Annotated in this window: 12 protein-coding genes; 6 read left to right on the top strand and 6 right to left on the bottom strand. The window is 69.2% G+C overall.

The genetic code is table 11. The features are described 5' to 3' along the window. Positions 1 to 4: 4 nt before the first annotated feature. From drmC to DFJ67_RS17375, 6 genes are all read right to left on the bottom strand, one after another. Positions 5 to 787, bottom strand: a complete 783-nt coding sequence (gene drmC / locus DFJ67_RS17400) for a DISARM system phospholipase D-like protein DrmC (protein ID WP_116068941.1) — start codon at positions 785 to 787, stop codon at positions 5 to 7. After that, complete coding sequence (gene drmB / locus DFJ67_RS17395; RefSeq protein WP_116068940.1) at positions 784 to 2,679, bottom strand: DUF1998 domain-containing protein; 1,896 nt, start codon at positions 2,677 to 2,679, stop codon at positions 784 to 786. The genes drmC and drmB overlap by 4 nt, the downstream gene beginning before the upstream one ends. After that, positions 2,679 to 6,512, bottom strand: a complete 3,834-nt coding sequence (gene drmA / locus DFJ67_RS17390; RefSeq protein WP_116076329.1) for a DISARM system helicase DrmA — start codon at positions 6,510 to 6,512, stop codon at positions 2,679 to 2,681. The genes drmB and drmA overlap by 1 nt, the downstream gene beginning before the upstream one ends. Next, positions 6,512 to 10,498 carry an Eco57I restriction-modification methylase domain-containing protein gene (locus tag DFJ67_RS17385; protein ID WP_116068939.1) on the bottom strand — a complete coding sequence of 1,329 codons (3,987 nt, stop codon included), beginning with the start codon at positions 10,496 to 10,498 and terminating at the stop codon, positions 6,512 to 6,514. Before DFJ67_RS17385 ends, drmA begins: the two co-directional genes overlap by 1 nt. Further along, positions 10,495 to 13,656 (bottom strand): DISARM system SNF2-like helicase DrmD, encoded by a 3,162-nt coding sequence (gene drmD, locus DFJ67_RS17380; protein ID WP_116068938.1) that lies wholly within the window; start codon positions 13,654 to 13,656, stop codon positions 10,495 to 10,497. Before drmD ends, DFJ67_RS17385 begins: the two co-directional genes overlap by 4 nt. Positions 13,657 to 13,800: 144 nt before the next feature. Continuing rightward, entirely contained in the window at positions 13,801 to 15,801 is a 2,001-nt protein-coding gene (locus tag DFJ67_RS17375) for an N-6 DNA methylase (RefSeq protein ID WP_244940434.1), read from the bottom strand. Between the two features lie 55 nt (positions 15,802 to 15,856). Between DFJ67_RS17375 and DFJ67_RS17370 the strand changes: the two genes are divergently transcribed. The 6 genes from DFJ67_RS17370 to DFJ67_RS17345 all read left to right on the top strand — a co-directional run bounded on the left by DFJ67_RS17370 (position 15,857) and on the right by DFJ67_RS17345 (position 20,428). Next, positions 15,857 to 16,393 carry a DUF4352 domain-containing protein gene (locus DFJ67_RS17370; RefSeq protein ID WP_116068937.1) on the top strand — a complete coding sequence of 179 codons (537 nt, stop codon included), beginning with the start codon at positions 15,857 to 15,859 and terminating at the stop codon, positions 16,391 to 16,393. Between the two features lie 144 nt (positions 16,394 to 16,537). Beyond that, complete coding sequence (locus DFJ67_RS17365) at positions 16,538 to 18,952, top strand: AAA family ATPase (RefSeq protein ID WP_116068936.1); 2,415 nt, start codon at positions 16,538 to 16,540, stop codon at positions 18,950 to 18,952. Further along, entirely contained in the window at positions 18,949 to 19,311 is a 363-nt protein-coding gene (locus tag DFJ67_RS17360; protein WP_116068935.1) for a hypothetical protein, read from the top strand. Before DFJ67_RS17365 ends, DFJ67_RS17360 begins: the two co-directional genes overlap by 4 nt. Further along, positions 19,311 to 19,823, top strand: a complete 513-nt coding sequence (locus DFJ67_RS17355) for a hypothetical protein (RefSeq protein ID WP_116068934.1) — start codon at positions 19,311 to 19,313, stop codon at positions 19,821 to 19,823. The genes DFJ67_RS17360 and DFJ67_RS17355 overlap by 1 nt, the downstream gene beginning before the upstream one ends. Before the next feature lie 18 nt (positions 19,824 to 19,841). Next, complete coding sequence (locus DFJ67_RS17350; protein WP_239097161.1) at positions 19,842 to 19,988, top strand: DUF4352 domain-containing protein; 147 nt, start codon at positions 19,842 to 19,844, stop codon at positions 19,986 to 19,988. Continuing rightward, complete coding sequence (locus DFJ67_RS17345) at positions 19,985 to 20,428, top strand: hypothetical protein (protein ID WP_116068932.1); 444 nt, start codon at positions 19,985 to 19,987, stop codon at positions 20,426 to 20,428. The genes DFJ67_RS17350 and DFJ67_RS17345 overlap by 4 nt, the downstream gene beginning before the upstream one ends. Positions 20,429 to 20,431: the final 3 nt, after the last annotated feature.

Below are 20,431 nucleotides of genomic sequence, written 5' to 3'. Positions count from 1 at the left end.
CGGCTCACCTCCCCCGGCTCGCCACCTCGAGGCGGGTCAGCACCCCTCGACTCTGGAGCTCCGTGATGTGCTCCGCCGCGCGCAGCGGAGCTGTCCCACCGCGCACCAACAGGCCGGCCTCGATGTTGCGATGCACGCCCGACTGGGTCAGGTTGGCGCTGGACACCAGCAACGCCCGCCGGTCTGCCACCGCGACCTTGGCGTGCATCTTGGCCCGGTCCTCGGCCCGCACCTCCACCGGCCAATGCCACAGTTGAACACCGCGCACCTCGGCGAACGCGGCGGCCGGTTCACTACCGTTGAGCGCCCCGCCCGCTCCGCGGAGCGTCTCGACCACGACAGCCACCGCGACGCCCCGGTCGACCGCCGCCGCGAGCGCGTCCAGCAGCGGCTGGTATCTGGTCGCCGAGTACGTCATGAGCAGGAGCTCACTTTGCGCCTCCGCGACCAGGTCGACGAGCACCTGTGCGGTGGCGCGGACCGGGACCGGATGTGTGCTCGGCCCGCTCCACACCGACTCGATCCGCACGGCCGCCGACCGTTGCGCGTGGCCGGCGGCCAACCCACGCAGGTATGCCGACGCTTCGGCCCGAGGCAGCTCGGAGTCCTGCCTGGCGGCGAGGACGGCCCTGACCGCCTCGGCGAAGCCGGGCACCGGCACGGCGTGCCGGAGCGCTTGCTCCGGCCAGCCTTCACCGAGCCGGTCGGCGAGCACCTGGAGGTGCGCCGGGCCCAGCCGGTGCACCGCGGCCTCGGCGGCCGCCTCGAACGCGGCGTTCCAGGTCATGGCAGCTCGGGGAAGAGAGCCAGGCCCGGGTCGTCGATCGGCACCACGAAGCGCCGGTCGAGGAACCGGTTGCCGCGCTCGCACGTGGTCTCGGACACGAACAGGCAGACGTGGCAGGCCGCTCCGTGCAGGAACTCCTCGGGATCGTGTGGCAACCGCTCGGCGCAGAGCGGGTCGGACGAACAGTGCATCGCGTCCGAGAGGGCCCGCCGGGTGAGCCGAACCAGGTTGTCGTGCTCGGCAAGCGAGACCAGTCCGCCCAGCGTGCCTTCGGCGTCGGGCACGGCGGTGTAGATGAGGATGCCGGCGCGCCGTGGGTCGGTCTCGGTGCCGGCATAGATCCGCTCCGACAGGCTGGCGGAGCTGTAGCCACATTCCAGCGCGATGGTGCGGATCAGTAGGTGTGACAACGTGTGCAGGGCGAGGTAGCGCGCTCCGGGCCAGTGCTTCATCGGCTCGAAGCCGCCCGCGAGCCGACCCGAGTAGCGGCTGCGCCGGAACCGCGCGTAGGCCTCCCGGTGGGCCTCCATGCACTGCGTGTCGTCGACGCGCCGCTCCCACTCGGCGAGCAGGTCCTCCGGCAGCCGCAGGAAGATTCCCTCGCCGCGGACCTCGCTGGCCGGCACCCAGTCCGGCGTGCCCTTGGACAACGGCGCCCGCTTGACGAGCTCGGGGTCCATCGGGTCGGGGGCGTCGAGACGGGTGAATCCGACCAGTGCCCGCACCTCGCGCAGCCGCTCGGCCTGGATGACGTCGGCGTACACCTCTTTCAACTCGCCTGGCACGCCGTTCGGATCCCGCCGCAGCGTGAAGTCGTCGGTGGCTGGGGGCAGCTCGCCGGCCGAGAAGATCTCCCACTCCGGCGTGTGCAGGTCGGGATAGCCCTTCTCGTCGTCGTCGGGTTTCGAGCCCGTCCGGTGCCGCTCGACCGCGGCCCAGATCTGCTCGTCGGACCACCGCTCGAATTCCCGTTTCACCACGGGTACGACTTCGCGGGCGAACTTCAGGAACGCGGCGTTTTCCACCTTCTCGAAGGTCGACCAGTGCTGCTCCACCTTCGCCTGCAGTTCGCTGGCTCCCGTGGGCGGAACGGCCAACGCGGACAGCGTCTGCGCGAACCACTGGTTCGAGGCGCCGAGCACCAGCAGCTTGAGTTCGCCTTTGCAGGCGGCCTTGTCGAAATCGCCCAGGTGCGCCCACCGGCCCCGGCACCTCGGCAGTTTCTCCGCGCCGCGCGGGCCGAGCACCTCCTTCATGTTGCGGCGGGCGCCGCACGGCACACATCGGATCTCCACGTTCGCGCCCAGGTTGCCGCCCCGGTCGTCCATGCGCAGGCGTGGATGGCTGGCGTTCGGGCACGCGCCGCCGTGGTGAACGAAGGCCGCGTACGGAAAATCATCGAGGTGGCCGAGGGTGCAGGCGAGCACGAACCGGGCGGCCACGGCCATCGGCTTGCCCGTCTTCTTGCGCGCGCAGGACTTGTGGAAGAAGCGCGCCTCATGCGGCTTGCGCGGCTTCGCGTTCTCGAAGTCGAAGACCCCGCCATCGAGAGGCGCGAGTTCGTCGCAGACGGTGCAGCGCAGCCAGCCGGGAAACGGCGTGATCGGCACACCCACCTTGGCCGCCGGGCCGTTGGGCTGCTGGTCGGTGCCCTCCATCCACGGCGCCGGGCGCAGCTCCTTGATGGACTTCCGGTTGAGCAGCGTACGCACCGCGGCGAGCAGTCTCGGCTCGGCGATCGGCTCGCTGTCGGGCACCGCGGCGTGGTTCCATTCGTCCAGGCCGCGCACGAGGACCGAGATGTTCGGCAGGTCGACGATCGCGCCGACGCCAGTGGTGAACATCAGATGGCTGGGCCGGACCGAGCCGACCCGCCGGAAGTAGCCCGCCATCAGTTCCCCTTCCCCGCCAGCGTCGACTCGCCCAGCTCGTCGCCGTCGGGCAGGTCCTCGTCCCTGGTCTTGTCGCTCTCCGGCCCGAACGACCACTCCGGCGCGCCGTACTGCGCGTCGAAGATCCGGTCCGCGGGCAGCACCAGGTTGATCTCGTTCTCCGTCTCGCGCATGGACTGGCCGACCGTCAGGTCGGTCCAGCGCTCGCCGCCGGCCTTGGTCAGCAGAGCGGCGAGCTGCTGCTGCTTGAACGTGCCCTTGTCGTAGCCGAGCCGCGTCGACCCGTTCTTCCGCTCGTTCCACAGGTCCCGCAGGCGGTTGATCCGCTCCAGGAGGTAGTCGCGGCCCCGGTTGCCGGCGATCGCCTCGGCCCGGTCGAGGAACCGACCGACGATCCGTTCCACCTCGGGGCCGTCGAGCGGGACGTCCTGCGCGTCGGTGTTGCGGGAGAAGCCCTCCTCCGCGTTGCGCACCGCGGCCACGAGGGTCGCGGTGGTGCCACGATCAAGCGCCCGCCGGGTGTACGGGGTGACCGAGAGCGCCTCCACCTGCCGGTAGAACGTGGCGTGGTAGTACTCGAAGTCCTCGTAGTGGGCGAGATCCCGCGGCCGGGTCCAGTTGTAGAGCGTAACCACCAGGCCAGGGCGCCGGGCGTCCCGGCCGACCCGCGAGGACGCCTGGATGTACTCGGCGGTGTTCTTCGGCTGGCCGGTGACCACCATGAGCCCGAACCGGGACACGTCCACGCCAACCTGGAGCATCGAGGTGGCCAGCACGGAGTCGACCGGCACGTCGCCGTCGTTCTGCCGGCGGTAGAACCGGTCGGTCAACGGGTGCAGGTTGAGCCGCGGGTTCGAGGCGGTCTTCGCCTTGATGGCCTCCCGCATGTCCTCGATGATCGCCTTCCGCCGGGCCGTCGTGTCGAGCTCCGGGTCGAAGCCGATCTCCAGCCCTTTCAACACCTCGCTGATGTCGCCGGAGGAGATCCGAGAGGTCAGCTCCTGAACGTTGAGCATCTGGGCGCCGACCAGCCGGTCCGACAGGTCCTTGCGGCGGCCGTGGGTACGGACGCGGGTGGCGACCTGGTCGTCGAGGAGGCGGCGCATGCCGGCGAGCTCCCGGGTGGCGCTGAAGTAGCCGACCGTCGTCAGGTACGGGTCTGCCGGCGCGCCGTACCTGTCGAACAGGGTCTGTCCGGCGAGGAACAGGATCTCGGCGACCCGGATCTCCGCGGACTTCATGCGTACGCCGTGCGCGCACACGCCCAAGTAGCGGCGGCCCGGGTTGGCGGCGGTGACCGGCACCTGCTGGCTGAAGAACGTGTCGGTGATGTCGACGACGGGCGGTGGGAACACCGCGAGATCCCGGCCGAATACGCCGAGCACCTGCTCACGGGCCCGCTTGGTGGTGGCCGTCGAGGCGACGATCTTCGGACCGGCCTGGCCGCCGCCCGGCAACGGCCAGGTGCATAGCTCGTCGACGGCCGCTTCGAAGAGGCCGACCACCGTGCCGAGCGCGCCGGAGATCAGGTGCAGCTCGTCCTGGATGATCAGGTCCGGCGGGCGCAACCGGATGACCGGCTGGCTGGTGACCGCTTCCAGCGCGCCCTTCTTGTTGTGCCGATTGCCGCAGCCGACGCGCGCGTCCAGGTCGTCGTGCCGGTAGCCGTGCCGCGGGCAGCGCTCCCGCACCCGCCCGAAGAGGATGCCGGCGAAACCGCGCCACGGTAGCTGTGCGAGCTTGTCGACGGTCGCGATGACCAGGCTGGGCGCGTACCGGTAGATCTCCTCGTCGACGGTGAGGATCGGCAGGCCCTCGCTGCTGCGAGTGCGCGAGAACGGGCAGGCGTCGTCGCCCTCCGCCTCGGCGCAGAAGAGCAGGACCCGGTGCAGGTCCTCCTTCGGCTCGAGGTCGCGCTCGGCACGCAGCTTCGCTCCGCACCACGGACAACTCAACGTCTGGAGGACGTTGGTGAATTTGCCGTGCCCGGCCTCGCGCGCCTCGGCGATCTGCTCGGCCGCCTCGTCGAACCAGTTCGGCGAAACGCCGCCACCGACCCACAGCCCGATGCGGAAAGGTTCCGTTCCCCAGGTCGCGTCGTCACGCCGGCGCAGCACCTCGGCCGCGCAGATCAGTGCGGCGGCCCGCTGGAACTGCTGCGCGGTCAACAGCCGCAGCGTGTAGCGCATCAGCACCGCGACCCCGGCCTCGCCGCTGCGGGTGTCCGCTCCGGTGCCGACCACGCCCTGCAGCCGCCGGATGGCGAACGTGAACGCGGTCAGACCCAGGTAGGCCTCGGTCTTGCCACCACCGGTCGGGAAGAACAGCAGGTCGACGGTGGCGTCCCGGTCGGCCGCCCTCTCCTGGTGCGCCGGATCGGTCAGCGACGGCAGGTTCAGCAACACGAACGCGAGCTGGAACGGACGCCAGGAGGCGGCCGCCGCGCCGCGCTCGTCGATGGTGGCCCTGGCCTTCGCGTACGTTAGACCCTGCTCGTCACGCAGCCGGGCGACCTCGCTGTGCCGGCGCTGCAACGCCATCGCCTCGTTGGCGAACCGGAACGCGGCCAGCGCGTCGGTGTGCCGTTTTTCGGCCGGGTCGGTGAGCAGCGCGATGCCGGCGCGGATCCGCTTCGCGGCCTTGCGGGCGTTCATCACGGCCGTCTCCGCGGCCCCGCGCAGCTCTGGCGGCAGGCCGGGGATCTTCGCGGACTGGTCGCCGAGCCAGGATTCGTAGCCGTCGGCGAGCGGCGCCAGGTCGGCGCGCAGCCGGTCGACGTCTGCGGTGACGAGGGCGTCCATAGACAGCTCGACATCGGCCAGCGGCGTTCCCTTGCCGACGGGCGCGACCGTGGCAGGCACGTCGTAGGTGGGCAGCCAGGTGGTGAACAGCTGGTGCGCACTGCGATCGCCGTCGCGCACCCACGGGTGAACGGCCACGTTGCGGCCGGCGGCGTAGCGGCGCTGCGCCCGGTAGAGCAGGCGCAGGTGGGTTTCCTCCAGGTCTTCGCCGGTCCTCTTGACCCCGTCGAGCGGGTCGTCGATCGGCTGGAATACGGCGGAGTGGCCGTCGAGCGCGGTCACCGTCAGGGCAGACTGGAACAGCCAGGCGGTGTCGGCGTTGCTCTCGGGTTCGAGCTGCGTGTTGACGAGCACGAGCTGCACGATCCGCCGGCCGTCGCGCGCCCGCACCTCGACAGAGAGGTGCACACCCGGATCGTCCTCATTGGACACGGTCAGCGGGATCCGGTACGAGATTTCCCCGTCGAGCCGGACCTCCTTGGCGTAGGAAACCGGCTCCCGGTACCAGACGCGGCGCCGCTTGCCCTTCTCGTCCTCGGACTCCCGCAGGTCGTAGCGTCCCCACTCGGCGTTCACGGTGAGCACGTCGGTGTCCTCGGCGACCGCGAAGGACAGCCCCATCGAGGACGCCCACATCTTGCCGAGGTTCTGCGGGGTGACCACCTCGGGCAGCTCAGCCTCACTGCCGTCCCCCTGCACGGCAGCGTCCACGTCATGCACCTCGGACGAGTCACTGTTCTTGGTGCGCGGGCGCTGCTTCGGGCCGAGCATGCCGACCAGGTAGCGCTCACGCGGCCCCATCGCCCCGGGCCGAAACTCCTCCCGATCCCCGTCCCACGGACCAAGCAGATCCCGCCCGATCAACTCCTCCAGATCGTCCCGCACCTTGTACGAGGTGGCCTTGGCAAAGATCTGCGGCACGTCGAGCGGCGGGATGGCGGTGGGTTGGTCGCCATCGCCCTGGCCGGGCAGGGACAGCGCCTGCTGCTCCCCGCGAGGGTGCGGAAACAGCCCGCCCTGCACGTCAACCATCACCACAGCCCTTCCGTGGCGGCCTTCGCCTTACGACCAGCCTTCTTGTCGTACAGCCCATTGGCGACCTCTTCTGCGTGACGCTCGTGATTCAGCTCCAGCAGGCGGTCAAGAATCTCGCGCTGAACAGCCGGACCAACGGTGTGGCGCGTGTAGGCACCGGCCTTGTGGAACCCATGATCGAGACCCTGGACGACGAGATCATCCCAGCCGTAGGCGCTGCACATCGCCTCGTCGATTTTGCGATGGATCCGCCGAAGCTCTGCAACATCCTCGTCCCCGCAAGTCGAGTCAAAGACAAGGCTGTACGTTGCGGTTAGCCCCGCGTGCCGGCTTCGCATCACCTCACGGCGGTGCCTGTCGAGCTGATCACCCAGGTCTCGCAGCCGAGGCGTCAATTCCGGCATGGCCAAAGTCTCGAATACGTCTGAGGGAGTGTACCGAATATCTGTCTTTATCGAAGACGCACGACTTGCCACCCACCAGTAGTGGATCTCGCTTGAGAGCAGTGCAAGCATCGCGGCGTCATCGCTCGCGATGACCACCGTTGCATCACTCATCACCTGTTTTGTATGGACGAATAGAGGCATGACCGTCTTGCTGTGCCGGGCCATGACAAGCGCGCGTTCCATTCCGGCAAGCGCCCGAACCATGCCAGGACGGCTGTTCCAGTACTTCCACCACTCATTAACCATCCGCGGATACTTGCGAGCATCCTTTGTCAGCCGCTCCGGTCTTACTCGCTCCTCCAGTTGTCTCCACAAGCTCGGCCATTGGCGCGCCTCATCCTCGGAGCGCTCGCCGAAGTCAATGATCCAGCGACTTGCCGAGCCGTCCGGACGAGAGTTCAGGTCTTGACCGTTCAAGTAGGGAAAGAGTACCTCGCGGTTGCGGTCGTCTTCGGCGATCAGCACCGCAGCATCGGCCGGCGTCATCGTGAAGCCGAGCCCCAGGACGATTGAGCCTTGGAATGAGACGCCCGCGTTGGCTTGCAGGCGGAATGGATGTCCTATCACGCGCGACTCGGCATCCAACAACGATGTGATACCGGCGACAGCTTGGCCATCGGCGCGCCGCTCGGCAGCGGCACCAAGTTTTGCCCGGCTAGTCCAGACGGCACAGAACTCCAGAGCCGCGGATTGTGATGGCCAAGGCCGGCTCTTGATCGCCTGCCGGATGACAGCTCCACCCTCGACGATCTGATCAAGCCCCACCTCGCGCGTGTCACCCTGAGCCAGGGTGTTTGTGGCAACCAAGCCAGTCTGTCCCGACGAGTTGAGTAAGTCGTGGGCGCGGAGCAAGAAGTAGGCCACCAGGTCAGCATTTCCCCTAACTCCACGGCCGAGAACCGTGACAAGATAATCTCGGTAAGCCGCGCCCAGCGGTCCGCTGATCTTCTTTCCGCCAAGGAATGGCGGATTGCCGATGATGGCGTCAAAGCCGCCCCGCTCGAAGACCTCAGGGAACTCCAGCGGCCAATGCAGCGGCTTCCTATTAAACCCGCCAGCCGGCCGGTCGAGGGCCAACCACGACAGCGCCTGTTCGACCACTGAGTCCACGTCCTCACGGCCAAGGCGCCGAGACAGCATGCCGACCCGTTCGGCAATGACAACTCCGTCCTGCCCGCGCTTCACCGCGGCGAGCGAGGCCCCGACGACCAGATCGGCATAGGGGTCAGCCCGCCGACGCACTGCGCGCACCTCGTCTAGCAAATGACGCTTCTCGTCCAGGCCCGCTTGGTCGTCCGGCAGCGCGGCTATTCGCCGTCGCAGGTTCAGCGCCTCGGACAGATCCCGGTCCAGCCTGAGGTCACGTGCGCCGCCCTCGGCCAGCATCGATCGATTTCCGATACCAAGGAGTGAGTCGCCGGCGACGAGGCGGTCGTCGAGGAAGGTGAATGGGCGTTGCGGGTCCATCGAGACCAGCCACAGCGACAGCTTCGCCATCTCCACCGCCATCGGGTTGATGTCGACCCCGTACAGGCAGTGCTCGATGATCTGACGCCGCGCCTCAATCACCAGCGGGTCGTCGTCGGCGTCTACCAAACGTTCGACGCCATGCTCCCGATGGGCGAGCGCCTTCTCCTCGCCCTCCCGCGACCAAGCCTCGATCAGGTGTCCGGCCAGGTAGCGCGCGGCGGCGACTAGGAACGCCGCCGAGCCCATCGCGATGTCCGCGACCTTGAGGGCGAGGATCTCCTTGCCGGACTTCAGTCTCCACTGTGACTTATCCGCCGTTTGCAGCGGCCCTGGCTCGTATACCAGCGGCTCCAACGCACCCTCGACCACCTCCTCGGCGAGGAAACGCGGCGTGTAGTGGGTGCCGGTGTTGCGGCGCAGCGCGGACTCGGTGACATAGAGCGCCCCCGGAAGGATCACCACGGGCAGGCCGCGCAGATCCTCGCGCAGGAGACCGAAGAACGGGAGAAGCCGTTCGGAGAGCAGGTAATCCCCGCCGGTTACCGCGAGCAGCTTCTTACGGGCCTCCTCGTGCTCGACCCCGTCGAGCGGCGCAAGCCTCTTGGTCAGCGCCGCGACGGAACCAATCTTGGAGTCCTTGTACTTCTCCGCGAGCGCCTTGGCCAGGTCGTCGGACCGCTCTCGGGTCAACTCGAGGTCGGTGAGTGCGACCTCGTCCTCCAACCCCTGCTTGCCGATCAGCCCGACGGTCACGTCCTGCGCCCGGAAGCCTTCGAAGGACAGCAGACCCTCGTAGACGTACCCGATCTGCTCGACGTCCAGGCTGCGGAAGCTGACCGTGCGGCGTTCGCGGGAGCGGCCGGAGCCGACCTCGACGTACTGCACCGAGCGCAGCATGTGCAGCACGGTCCGGTCGTCGACCGACAGCGGCAGCCACGACGTCGCCTCGGGGTCGAAGAGTGAGCCGTCGTGGCCATGCAGCTTCAGGCGCGGGTGGTCGATGCCGTGGTAGACCGCGTTGAACAAGGCCCGCAGCCGGTGCCAGGCCGCGGAGCTGTGCTCCAGGTCTTCCTCGCTGCCTTCGTTGGCCCGCTGCTCCAGTTCCGCGCAGAGGCGGCCGGCCGAGTAGGCCGTCGCGTACAGGTCGTTGTCGGCGGGGAGCAGTTTGCGTTCCTCGGCGAAGAGCAGGAAGACGATCCGCATCATCACCGAGACGGCGCCGCGGTAGACCTCGTGCGCGTCCTGTTCGCCGAGGCCGGGGCCGCCCAGTTCCCGCTCGCGCACGTCGATCCGGCCGATCGCGGCGACGAGCAGTTCGACAGCCTGACGCACCTGGACGCCCAGGGCCTCAGTGATCTCCTCCTGGCCTCCGAGGCTGTCCCGCAGCAGCGGGACCAGCCGCTCCGCGTCGGGCACGCCGAAGAACCGGCGGCGGCACAGCAGCGAGACGAACGCCCGCACCACGTCGCGCTCCGCCGCCTCGGGCCAGGAAACCGCATCAAAGGTGGCGGTGGTGGTGACACCGCCGCGCGGCGCCCACACCAGCGTCCACATGCGACCGTTGGTGGCCAGGCCGAGTTCGATGTTGTGGTGCCGGCAGAGGTGGGCGAGTCGGTCGGTCGACGTCGCCGCCCACGTCTCGCCGGGAACGCGCGCGGTCGGCTGTTGGCCGGGCGGGCAGACGAGGCCGAGCACTAGTACGCTGTCGGGCTTGACCTCCTCCCCCGGCTCGGCCAGCACGAACGACGGCCGCAGCTCGGTGTCGTGCTCGGCGACGACGGTGGCCAGGGTGTCGAGGCCGTCCCAATGCAGGGCGTCGGCCCAGCCGAGCAGGTCGCCGAGTACGTACCCGATCCAGGTCTGTTGACCGGAAACCGCGTCGGCCTGCCAGGTGGTGTGTTCCTGGCGCAGCCGCTCGCGGGTCTTCTTGTCGAGGGCGTCGAGGGTGGGCCAGGTGCGGCGCAGCACCGGCAGGCTCAGGAACGGGCCGTTGACGTCGACCAGGCTCAGCCAGTTGCGGTGCTGCTCGGCGCCGTCGGGGGCCGGGCGGCGGAACGTGCGGCTCATCGGATGGCTTCCCGCCGCGGCACGACGAAGACCACGGCGACCGGGAACCGGTGCGGCTTGGGGTCGCGGTAGCGGGCGGCGACGGCGGCGAGTTCGCGGTCGCGCTCGGCTTCAAGGGCCGACAAGCGTTCCTCCCAGGATTGGCGGTCCTTGCGGTATTGGGCGAGTTCTTCTTTGCTCTTGCTCATCGCGACGAGCTGCGCGGACGTGAACAGCGAGTCCTGTCCGTCGGCGCCTTCCTCCGGCGTCGCGAGGGCGCCGCGCAGGGTGGCTGCGAACTGGTCGAGGTTGTGCACGATGCGCTGCTGCTCCGCTTGCTGCCGGTGCGCGAGGCTGCGTTCCAGCGACTCCTGCCGCGTATTGGCACGCCAGGCGATGGCCGCGAGCAGGCCGTCGGCGACGCGTGGCCAGCGTTCAGCGAGCTTGGCCTGCACGAACGGCGAGGCGGCCGTGCCGGCGGCGAGCGCCCGGTCGAGGATGCCGCCAAGCGTGGTCAGGTTCTCCAGGCGGCGGAAGCGGCCCTGCTCGGGTGCCCAGCCACCGGAGTAGAGGACCTCCTCGTGGAGGCGGACGCCGTCGGCGCCGACCAGGACGAACCGGGAGTACGCCCCGACCAGCACGTCCTCCAGCGCCGGGTCGTCACTGACGACGGCGGTGACGCGATGCAGGCCGATGTCCGGGTTGGACACCGCGGCCCGCAGCAGCCGGGTCGACATGGCGACCAGCGGGTGGTTGAGGTGGGCGAGAACGATGCCGTCCCGGTCCACCGCCGCCACTCGCGGATCGAAGGTGACCGGCAGTTGGCGCGGCGGCTCATCCGCGTCGTGCAGCTTCGCGGTCAGCCCCGCGCCGGCGCGCTGCCAGGAGCCGGTCAGCGGCGGCACGCAGTAGAGGCGGTCGACCAGATGCTTGTCATCGGTGTGGCGCTCCAAGCGCTGCTGGCGGGCCAGCTCCAGCGCGGTGTCGACGACCCGCTTAACGGCCGGCGGGGTGATTCCGAGCTCCTCGACGGTCTTGTCCAGGTCGGCGCGGAGGCGGCGGACCTGCTCCCCCACGTTGGACTCGGTGGGGAGGCTGCCGCGGGTCCGGCCCTTGCCGGCCTTGTCGATGTCGACGCCGACCTGCTCACCGAGCATGCGGCGCTGCACCGCCTCAGAGAGGACCGCGTTGACAGAGCCGAGGTCCTCTTCCATTCGCGCGACCTTCGTGGCGACCCGGGACAGGAACTCCAAATCCGCCTCGAACGAGTCGACCGCCTTGCCGAACCCCGTGCCGACGAAGTGCTGGATGTCTGGGCTGACCCGCTGCCCGTACCGGTCGATCCGGCCGATCCGCTGTTCCAGTTTGTTGGGGTTGAACGGGATGTCGTAGTTGACCAAACGGTGGCAGTGGTTCTGCAGGTCGATGCCCTCGCTGGCGGCGTCGGTGGCGAGCAGGATGCGCACCGGACGCTCGGTGGGGTCGGCCTGGAAGGCGAGGCGGATCTGCTCGCGCTCGTCGGGCGGGGTGCCACCGTGCAGCAGCGCGAGCCCGTCGCCACCGAGTCCCTCCTGCCGGAGCAGGTCGGCGAGCCACATCTGCGTGTCGCGGTACTCGGTGAACACGACGACGCGTTCGTTGGTCCAATGCCGACCGTCAGGCTTGCACACGGCGGCCAGATAGGTGATGAGCTCGCGGGCCTTGGCGTCGGGCTGCGCTTCCTTGGCCTCGGCCCAGTCGAGCATCTTCTGCAGCAGGGCCGTCTCGTCAGAGGTCGGGTCAGGCTGCATGGGCCGGACCCGGTTGAGCGCATCGTCCTCGGCCTCGGCGAGCTGTTCGTCGTCGTATGTGGCGATGTCGTCCATGAACTCGTCCAGCCACTCCGGCACGTCGTCACTCGCGGCCAGGGCGGGCGAGCTTCTCCGGCTGGCCAGCGTGTCCAGGTAGACGCGTACGGTGTGGGCGAATGCGGCCGGGCTGGAGAACAGCCGCTTCTTGAGCAGCAGCGTGACCAGGTCGGTGGCCTTGCGGCCGCGCTGGGAGTGCAACCGCTTGCGCCGCAGCTCCGCGAACTGCGTGAGCAGGGCGTGGATCTGACGTTCGTCGTCCGGGTACGCGACCGGGATCGCGGACGCCGTCCGCTCGACGAACCGCGGGGTGCCATCCGGGTTCTCGATGTCGCGCTTCAGCCGGCGCACGACGGTTTCCTTCACCGCGGCCGCGTCCGGGCGGACGCCACGGGCGAACCGTTGGTTGTCGAGGATTTCCAGCAGCGCCGTGAAGGATGCTTGGTAGCCGTTGTGCGGAGTGGCCGACAAGAACAGCCGGTGGGTGAAGTGCGGCGCTAGCCGGCGGATCAGCTTGGTCTGCTGGGAGTCGACGGCGTAGACCTGCTTAGGTGCCGCCGGCGCGACGTGGTGCGCCTCGTCGAGGACGAGCAGGTCGAACGTGCGTGGATAAGTCGGGCCGTCAGCGGGAAGCACCTCGTCGAGCAGCCGCTGCGCCTTCGGACCGCGGAGCCAGGGCAGGCTGACGATGCTGAGCGGGTATACCTCGAACGGGTTGGCCGCGGAGCCATGCGTGCGGCGCACGGCGGCGCACCGTTCCGAGTCGATGATGGTGAAGTCGAGCCCGAACTTCTCCGCCATTTCGTCCTGCCACTTCAGCGTCAGGCCGGCCGGACAGACGATCATGATGCGCCGGGCCCGGTGGCGCAACAGCAGCTCCTGGGCGACGAGTCCGGCCTCGATGGTCTTGCCGAGGCCCACGTCGTCGGCGAGCAGCAGGTTGACCCGCGGCGCGTCCACCGCGCGGGCGACGGGTTCGAGCTGGTAGTCCTCGATCGCGACGCCGGAGCGGTATGGCGCCTGGAGGGTCCGCACGTCAGCCGACGTGACGGCCGACCAGCGGACCGCGTCGAGGAAGGCGGCCAGGCGTTGCGGTGAGTCGAACGCGCCCTCGGCGACGGTCGGCAGCGCGCCGCTCGGGAGCACCCGCCGCCCGGGCTCCACCTCCCAGATCACGTCGAGGGTGTGGCCGTACTGGCCGTCCTCCACGCTCTGCAGGCTGACCAGGCTGCTGTGCTCGCCGGGTTGGACATCGCTGACCACCCACCGCTGGCCGCGTACCTCGACCAGGTCATTGGTCTCCGGCTTGTCCGCCGCCGTCGCGCTCGGCATTCGTCCCCCTGTTCACTTGCCGTCACACCGCGTGAGCAACGTACGCCCGTCACTGACGCGGGCGAAGTCCACCGAAAGGCTTGTTTCTTCGATTCACACGTCAACGCCGTCAACACGTTGGCTTGATGGCCAAGGGGGCAGGCGTCACGCCTTCTTCCTTGCCCGACGGGCGGATGGCTGACCAGGACGCAGGGAGCCGCCGGCGAGACCGTCGGCGGTAAGTCGAGCAAGCTCGGCGCCAAGGTCCGCTGCCTGCTGTATCGCCGACTCGAAGGCTTCCAGCCGCCGGTACGCAGCCCCGTGTTCCCGTTGCTCCGGCAGCGGCAACCGGCGCACCTGCGCCCGCCGGACGTCGTAGCGGGTGGTGCCGGACAGGCTCGACGTCTGCCTCTCGTTGGCGCTGGCGCGCAACTGTCCGGCCAGGAACCAGGGATCCAGCGCGGCGGGATTCGGGCGCAGTAGGTAGAGATTCCGGCCGAGCAACGTCCCCTCGGTGGCGATGACGCGAGCGATGAGTCTGGGAGCGACCGTCGGCACGACCACGTCCCCACGAACCAGGCTGACATGTGGCTGGAGCTGGCCATCGTCCCATCCGGACGCCTCGCCACCCGATGCCACATCTCGACCGGTGAGCACTCGCAGGCCGCCAGTCGCACCCGATGGTTCGTCGTCCGGGGAACCGGTGGAGCGGATCGGTCCGATCAGCTGCAGCGCGCCGATGCGCACCAGCTCGGCGACCGAGGCCGTCGCTGCCGTCGCCGTCGCGCCATCGGGCTCAGGGATCGTCTCAGGAATCAGCCCAGGCAGGTCCTTGACGACCGCGGCCAGCCGTTCTTTGACGCGTTCGAGCTCTATTTCGGTCGGCTGCCGCGCGCCGGCGGTTTGCCGGCGCGCCGGCGTCAGGTCGATCTCCTCGTCGAGCAGGTCGATCACCGGTACGGCGCGGGCGAAACCAGCCTCATCGAGGTCGGCTTCGGGGGCGGCAGCGAACGCTTTCCAGACCGCGCGCACTCGCCGGTACAGGTCGCGTTGCTGGCCGTCGACCGCATCGGCCAGCAACGCTCGCGCGGGTGCCGATTCTTCGCCCAGGGGCCGTCGCAACACCCACAGGTGCAGCGGTACGGCGTGCGGCGCGGCGCTCCCGCCAGGAAGGGCGATGATGGCGCGCAGGGCACCGGCGCGCAGGAGTTGCCCTCGGATGCGCCGTGCCCCCCGACGCCCGGCGACCGTCGGTGGCATCAAGAGGACCGCGTACGCGCCCGGCCGCAAGTGGGCCAGCGCGTGTTGTGCCCAGGCCAGCTCCGGCTCGGTGCGCGGCGGCACGCCGTACTCCCAGCGCTGGTCGTAGCCGAGATCCTCGAGACCCCAGTTGGTGACGCCGAACGGCGGGTGACACACGACGGCGTCGAACACGCGACCGGCGAACGCGTCGGCACGCAGCGAGTCGCCCCCGGCGACCTCCCCCGGCACGTCGCGCAGGGCCAGCCACAACTCCGCGAGCCTGGCAAGGTCCACGTCCAACTCCTGGCCATGGGCGAAGGTAGAGCCCGCGCGAACGGCCGCCCGCAGTGTCGCACCGGTGCCCGTCGCCGGGTCCAGCACGGAGCCACCATCGACGCCGGCGAGGTCGACCATGAGGTCGGCCAGCTCATCCGGCGTCGCGAACGGTCGGCCCGGCCCGGGCGCCGAGAAGCGCTGCCACAGCTGATCGAAGGCGGCCTGCTGCCCGAACTCGTCGCCCAGCGCGTCGACCTCAGGTAGGAGGTCGGCGAGCCGCTTCGCCAGGCGCTTGCGGGCCTGCTGCTCGCCACGGTGCCCGGCCAACAGGTACGCGCCGACGTCGGCGAGCGTCGCGGCGGGACCGTTCTTCGACGCGACCACGTGGTGCCAGAGCCGGTCGGCGCGCGACACCTCGGCGAGCTTGCCTTGCTCGCGCAGCCACTGCTCGACCTGCGCCAGGTCGAACTCCGGGCTGGCCGCGGTGCCGCCGACCGGCGACGGGAAATCGGCGAACCGCTTGCGCCAATTGCTGACGGCGGCCCGGCCGACGCCGGCGAGCCGGGCGATCTCTGCCGCGGTGATGGTCAGTGTCTCCTGCACGTTATGCAGTGTGTCACGCCTGTCAAGCATCCTGTCTGTTGACACGGTTCACAGTTGGTGTTCTCATTGACGCCGTCACACTGACAACGGGAGGAACACGATGCGCAAGATCGCCACCTTCGCCCTGATCGTCACCGGCCTCGTCGCGCTGGGCTGCGGCGCGGGAAGCACCGACGAAGGCACCGCCAGCGGCGCCGACACCGCCGCGGGTGCCGCCAAGGGCGAGGACAAGCCCAAGACCGCGAAGATCGGCGAGCCGGCCCGGGACGGGAAGTTCGAGTTCACCGTCAAGGCGTCGAAGTGCGGCGTCAAGAAGGTCGGCACGTCGCTGCTCGGCGCCGAAGCACAGGGCCAGTTCTGCCTGGTGACCGTCAACGTCAAAAACATCGGCAAGGAGTCGCAGATGTTCGACGGCAGCAGCCAGAAGGCGTACGCCGCCAACGGCACGGAGTACTCGGCCGACAGCGAGGCCGCGCTCTACGCCAACAAGAACGCCGACACGTTCCTCAACGACATCAACCCCGGCAACCAGGTGACCGGCGTGGTCGTCTTCGACATCCCGAAGAACGTCAAGGTCAGCAAGCTCGAACTGCACGACTCGCCGTTCTCCGGCGGCGTGACGGTTTCCCTCTCCTGATCCCACCGCTCGTCCCGGGGCGGGCACTACGCCCGCCCCTCGCCGTGGCCCGTCTAGACCTGCGCTCCGAGCCCTTCCCGAACCTCTGACCGCAACACCGCTCCGCCGCGAACGGAGCCCAACCCGCAGTAGACAGGGGTCCCCATGAACGACGCGCTCACGCCCTATCACGAACTGACCGACCGACTGCGTGCTCTCGGAGCGGCCGACCCGGTGGTCGACCTGGTCCTCGCCGCCTTCCGGGGCGACGAGACTCTGGCGGCTGTCATGCGTGGCGAGCCACTGCCCGCCACGCCCACCAACGAGACGGCCACCGCGGAGCAGCCGCAGGTCTTCCTCGAGTCGGTGGAGGTCGCCGGCTTCCGCGGAATCGGCCCGCAAGCCGCACTGCGGCTCAAGCCTGGGCCTGGCTTGACCGTCGTCGCCGGACGGAACGGCTCCGCCAAGTCGAGTCTTGCCGAGGCGACCGAGTATGTCCTCACCGAAGACTCGCCACGCTGGTCTCAGCGGCCGGCGGTCTTCCGCGAGGGCTGGCGCAACCTGCACTACGACGGCGAACGCGCGATCACGGTGAAGCTGCGGCCAGGCTCCGGCGGCCCGCCGGTGGTGGTCCGCCGGGCTTGGGCAGCCGGCGAAACGGACCTGGCCGCCGCGACGGTCACCGTGACCGGGAACGGCGCAATGACGCCGTCCGGGGATCTGCCCGAATGGCTGCGCTCAGCCGACCGGTTCCGGCCGTTTCTATCCGCCAGGGATCTGGAACGGGTCATCGCCTCCAAGCCCACCGAGCTGTACGACTCGATCGCGCCGATCCTGGGCCTGGCACCACTGGTCGCCGCCAGCGGCAGGTTGCAGGCTCTGCGCAAGGAGCGCGACGACCGGGTCGTAGCGGTCCGGGCCGCATTCAACGATCTGCGTACCCGACTCGCCGCCATGGACGACCCGCGAGCGGCGGAAGCCCTACGCCTGCTCGATCGGCAGGCTGGGAAGGCGAACCTCTCGGCGCTCGCCGAGCTGGCCGGCGGGGAGACGGGTGGCGAAGACGCGCGTGCCGCGGCGGCCGCGCGGCGGCTCGCCGAGCAGGAGATGCCGGACACCGCCCACACGTTGCGCGAGCTGGCCGAAGCCGCCGCGACGGTACGGGACCTCGCGAGTACGGAGATCGCCATCGGACATCGGGTGGCGGACCTTCTGTGGGGTGCCCTGGAGATACACCGCGACGTCGGTGATCAGTCGTGCCCCGTGTGCGGGGTCGGCCTTCTCAACACCTCCTGGCGGGAAGGCGCCGAACAGGAGGTCGAGCAACTGCGGGCGGCCACGGAGACGGTGCGTGCCGCGACCATCCGGCAGCAGGAGTTGCTCCGGCAGGTGGAAGCGCAGCTCAACGACGTTCGCCGGATGTTGGAACCGGTCGTGGCGGCGCTCGCCGCACAGCTGCCGCAGCAGACCGCCGCACTGAGCACGGCGCTGGGTTCCATGGCAGTCGACGAGGGCGCCTGGAAGGCCGTCGCGGCAGCCCGTGGCAAGCTCGTCGCAGCGGCGGCCGAGTGGCTGGCCCGTCGCCACGACGCATGGCAGGAGCCGGGTGCGGAAATCCGCCGCTGGGTGGAGGACGCCACGGTGGTCCGGGCCGAGGCGGACAAGCTGGCGCTGCTGACCAAGGCGCGCAACGACCTGGTCAACGTCACTGACCGGATGCGGGCCGACCGGTTCCAGGCGGCAGCCGGGCAGTCGCAGCACATCTGGGAGCTGCTGCGGCAGGAGAGCAACGTGGCGATGGGGGAGATCAAACTCGGCGGCACCAACAACCGGCGGCGCGTGGACATCTCGGTGGCCGTCGACGGGACGGACACCCCGGCGCTGGCGGTGATGAGTCAGGGCGAGCTGCACGCGTTCGGATTGGCGTTGTTCCTGCCGCGCGCCTGTGCCGAGGCGAGCCCGTACCGGTTCGTGATGATCGACGACCCAGTGCAGAGCATGGACCCATCCAAGGTGGACGGCTTTGCCGAGGTGCTGAGGGAGGTGGCAGGTACGCGGCAGGTCGTGGTGTTCACCCACGACGACCGGCTGCCCGAGGCGATCCGCCGGCTCGGTGTGGAAGCCGACATCCGGGAGGTGACCCGGCGTGAGGGCTCGGTCGTTGAGGTGCGCAAGAACATGTGGCCGGCCAAACGCTACCTGGAGGACGCCCGGGCGGTCGCCCTTGCCGGGGACATTCCGGAAGAGCCGAGGCGGTTGATGGTGGCCGGTTTCTGCCGGTCCGCGCTCGAGGCGGCGGCGATGGACCGGTTCCGGATGACGCGGTACGCGGCCGGCACCTCGCAGCATGAGATCGACGCCGTGCTGGAAGCAGCGCACAGCGTCCAGGACAAGCTGGCCTTGGGAGTGTTCGGCACCGCTGGCCGCCGTGGTGCTCTCTATACCCATCTGAACGGCATTCGCGTGCCGAGAGCTGTCGACACAGTGAAGGCCGTGGCGCAGGCGATGCACGGGCACTGCGACATGGCGAGCATCGACATGGTCGAGACCTCCGAGGCGTTGGTGGCGAAGCTGCGATGAGCGTGTTCCTGGAAACCGCGGACCAGCTGCTGACCACCGTCGTGCGAGGCGCCCGCGGATGCTGGCCGCGGGCCTGCGCCTGGCTGTTGCGATACGAGCTCGAGGCCGCCATCGACCGCTACTGGCAGCGGGTGTGCCCGGAGATCGGACAGGCCCGCGCCCAGCGGCCGAAACTGGTGCTCCTCAACCACTATGCAGGCTCGGAGATCGGGCAGCGGACCAGCTACCTGTGGTGGGTCCTGTCCCGCGCCGGCCACCACCACACCTATGAGCTCGGCATCACCGCCGCCGAACTCGCCCGCCTCCGGGCCGAGCTGACCGATGTGATTGCCCTCATTGACTCTCAGGAGGCACCGTAATGCTGAAACGCGACTACGCCTTCCTGATGGTCGGCATCGAGGCGCTAGCGGTGGTGGGCGTCGTCTACTACCTGGTGATGCTCGACTTCATGAGCTTGGCCTGGTCGGCGTCGATCGCGGTCGCCCTCCCGGCTTGGGTGCTCGCCGTCAAGGCGCCGACCACGTGCGGGGTGACCACCCAGACCGGCGGGCGGTGCAGCCGTCCCGTCAACGGTGTGATCTTCGGATGCGGGCGGTCCAACCACACGTGGGCGAAGTTCTTCTCCCGCTTCGGCTGGCGTCGCCAGTCGGACCCGAACGCGTCCGGCGCTCGGCCGGGCAGGTTGACGAACGGGGCCGACGGCGTCGACGTCGTCATGGTGAAGATCGCCGAGGATTGGAAGAGCACGGCGGCTTTCTGGCTAGCAATGGCTGCCACGCTATGCGCCATCACCAGCGCCACGGTTGACGCCACCAACTTCGCCCGCGACCGGCAGCACCCGACACCGACGGCCGCCACGCCCTCTCGATGACTGTGGAGAGAGCCCCTGTTGGATGCAGATCCTCTTCGAGAGATCAACCCCGGCAACGCGCTATCGGGCAAACTCGTCTTCGACGTGCCCAAAGGCACCGAACTCGCCGCGCTGGTGCTCCACGAATCGATCTTCTCCGCCGGCGTGAAAGTGGCCCTCCGATGACCCGCTTCACCATCCTGGAACGCAGCGACGCCGACCTCCAGGTGGTCGCCGAATTCAGCGACGCCGAGACCGACACCTACCCCGTCGGACCGCAGCGCCTGATGATCGAACTGGCCTGCCACGACCCGGCCGGCATCGGCACCGAGATCCTGCGGCGAGCCGACCGGAGGCTCAGCGACATGGTCGGCGAGTTCAACGAGATCCTGGCGGTCGGCGGCCATCACCGCATGGTCGTGCAGTACGTCGAAGCCCGTTTGGCCACCCTGCCCGCCGACGGCGACGCCTTCCACCGTGGACTGCTCGACCTCCACGACGACCTCGCCCTCCGAGAGCAGGCCGACCCCGCCCTGCTGCTCTCCGCCGCGATGCGGATGCCGGAGGAAACCGCACGAGCCTGCCTGCAGGTGGCCCGTCAGCGACTCGGCCGCGAAGCGGCGTGACCA

This window comes from Asanoa ferruginea (genome assembly GCF_003387075.1).
GTDB classification, from domain to species: Bacteria; Actinomycetota; Actinomycetes; order Mycobacteriales; family Micromonosporaceae; genus Asanoa; species Asanoa ferruginea.
The sequence above is the reverse complement of the archived record's forward strand: the minus strand, read 5'-3'. Positions and strand labels throughout refer to the sequence as shown.

What these genes read in the sequence shown, in the direction of transcription:
- drmC (WP_116068941.1), bottom strand. Translation starts at nt 787, where the DNA reads ATGACCTGGAACGCCGCGTTCGAGGCGGCCGCCGAGGCCGCGGTGCAC.
- drmB (WP_116068940.1), bottom strand. Translation starts at nt 2,679, where the DNA reads ATGGCGGGCTACTTCCGGCGGGTCGGCTCGGTCCGGCCCAGCCATCTG.
- drmA (WP_116076329.1), bottom strand. Translation starts at nt 6,512, where the DNA reads ATGGTTGACGTGCAGGGCGGGCTGTTTCCGCACCCTCGCGGGGAGCAG.
- DFJ67_RS17385 (WP_116068939.1), bottom strand. Translation starts at nt 10,498, where the DNA reads ATGAGCCGCACGTTCCGCCGCCCGGCCCCCGACGGCGCCGAGCAGCAC.
- drmD (WP_116068938.1), bottom strand. Translation starts at nt 13,656, where the DNA reads ATGCCGAGCGCGACGGCGGCGGACAAGCCGGAGACCAATGACCTGGTC.
- DFJ67_RS17370 (WP_116068937.1), top strand. Translation starts at nt 15,857, where the DNA reads ATGCGCAAGATCGCCACCTTCGCCCTGATCGTCACCGGCCTCGTCGCG.
- DFJ67_RS17365 (WP_116068936.1), top strand. Translation starts at nt 16,538, where the DNA reads ATGAACGACGCGCTCACGCCCTATCACGAACTGACCGACCGACTGCGT.
- DFJ67_RS17360 (WP_116068935.1), top strand. Translation starts at nt 18,949, where the DNA reads ATGAGCGTGTTCCTGGAAACCGCGGACCAGCTGCTGACCACCGTCGTG.
- DFJ67_RS17355 (WP_116068934.1), top strand. Translation starts at nt 19,311, where the DNA reads ATGCTGAAACGCGACTACGCCTTCCTGATGGTCGGCATCGAGGCGCTA.
- DFJ67_RS17345 (WP_116068932.1), top strand. Translation starts at nt 19,985, where the DNA reads ATGACCCGCTTCACCATCCTGGAACGCAGCGACGCCGACCTCCAGGTG.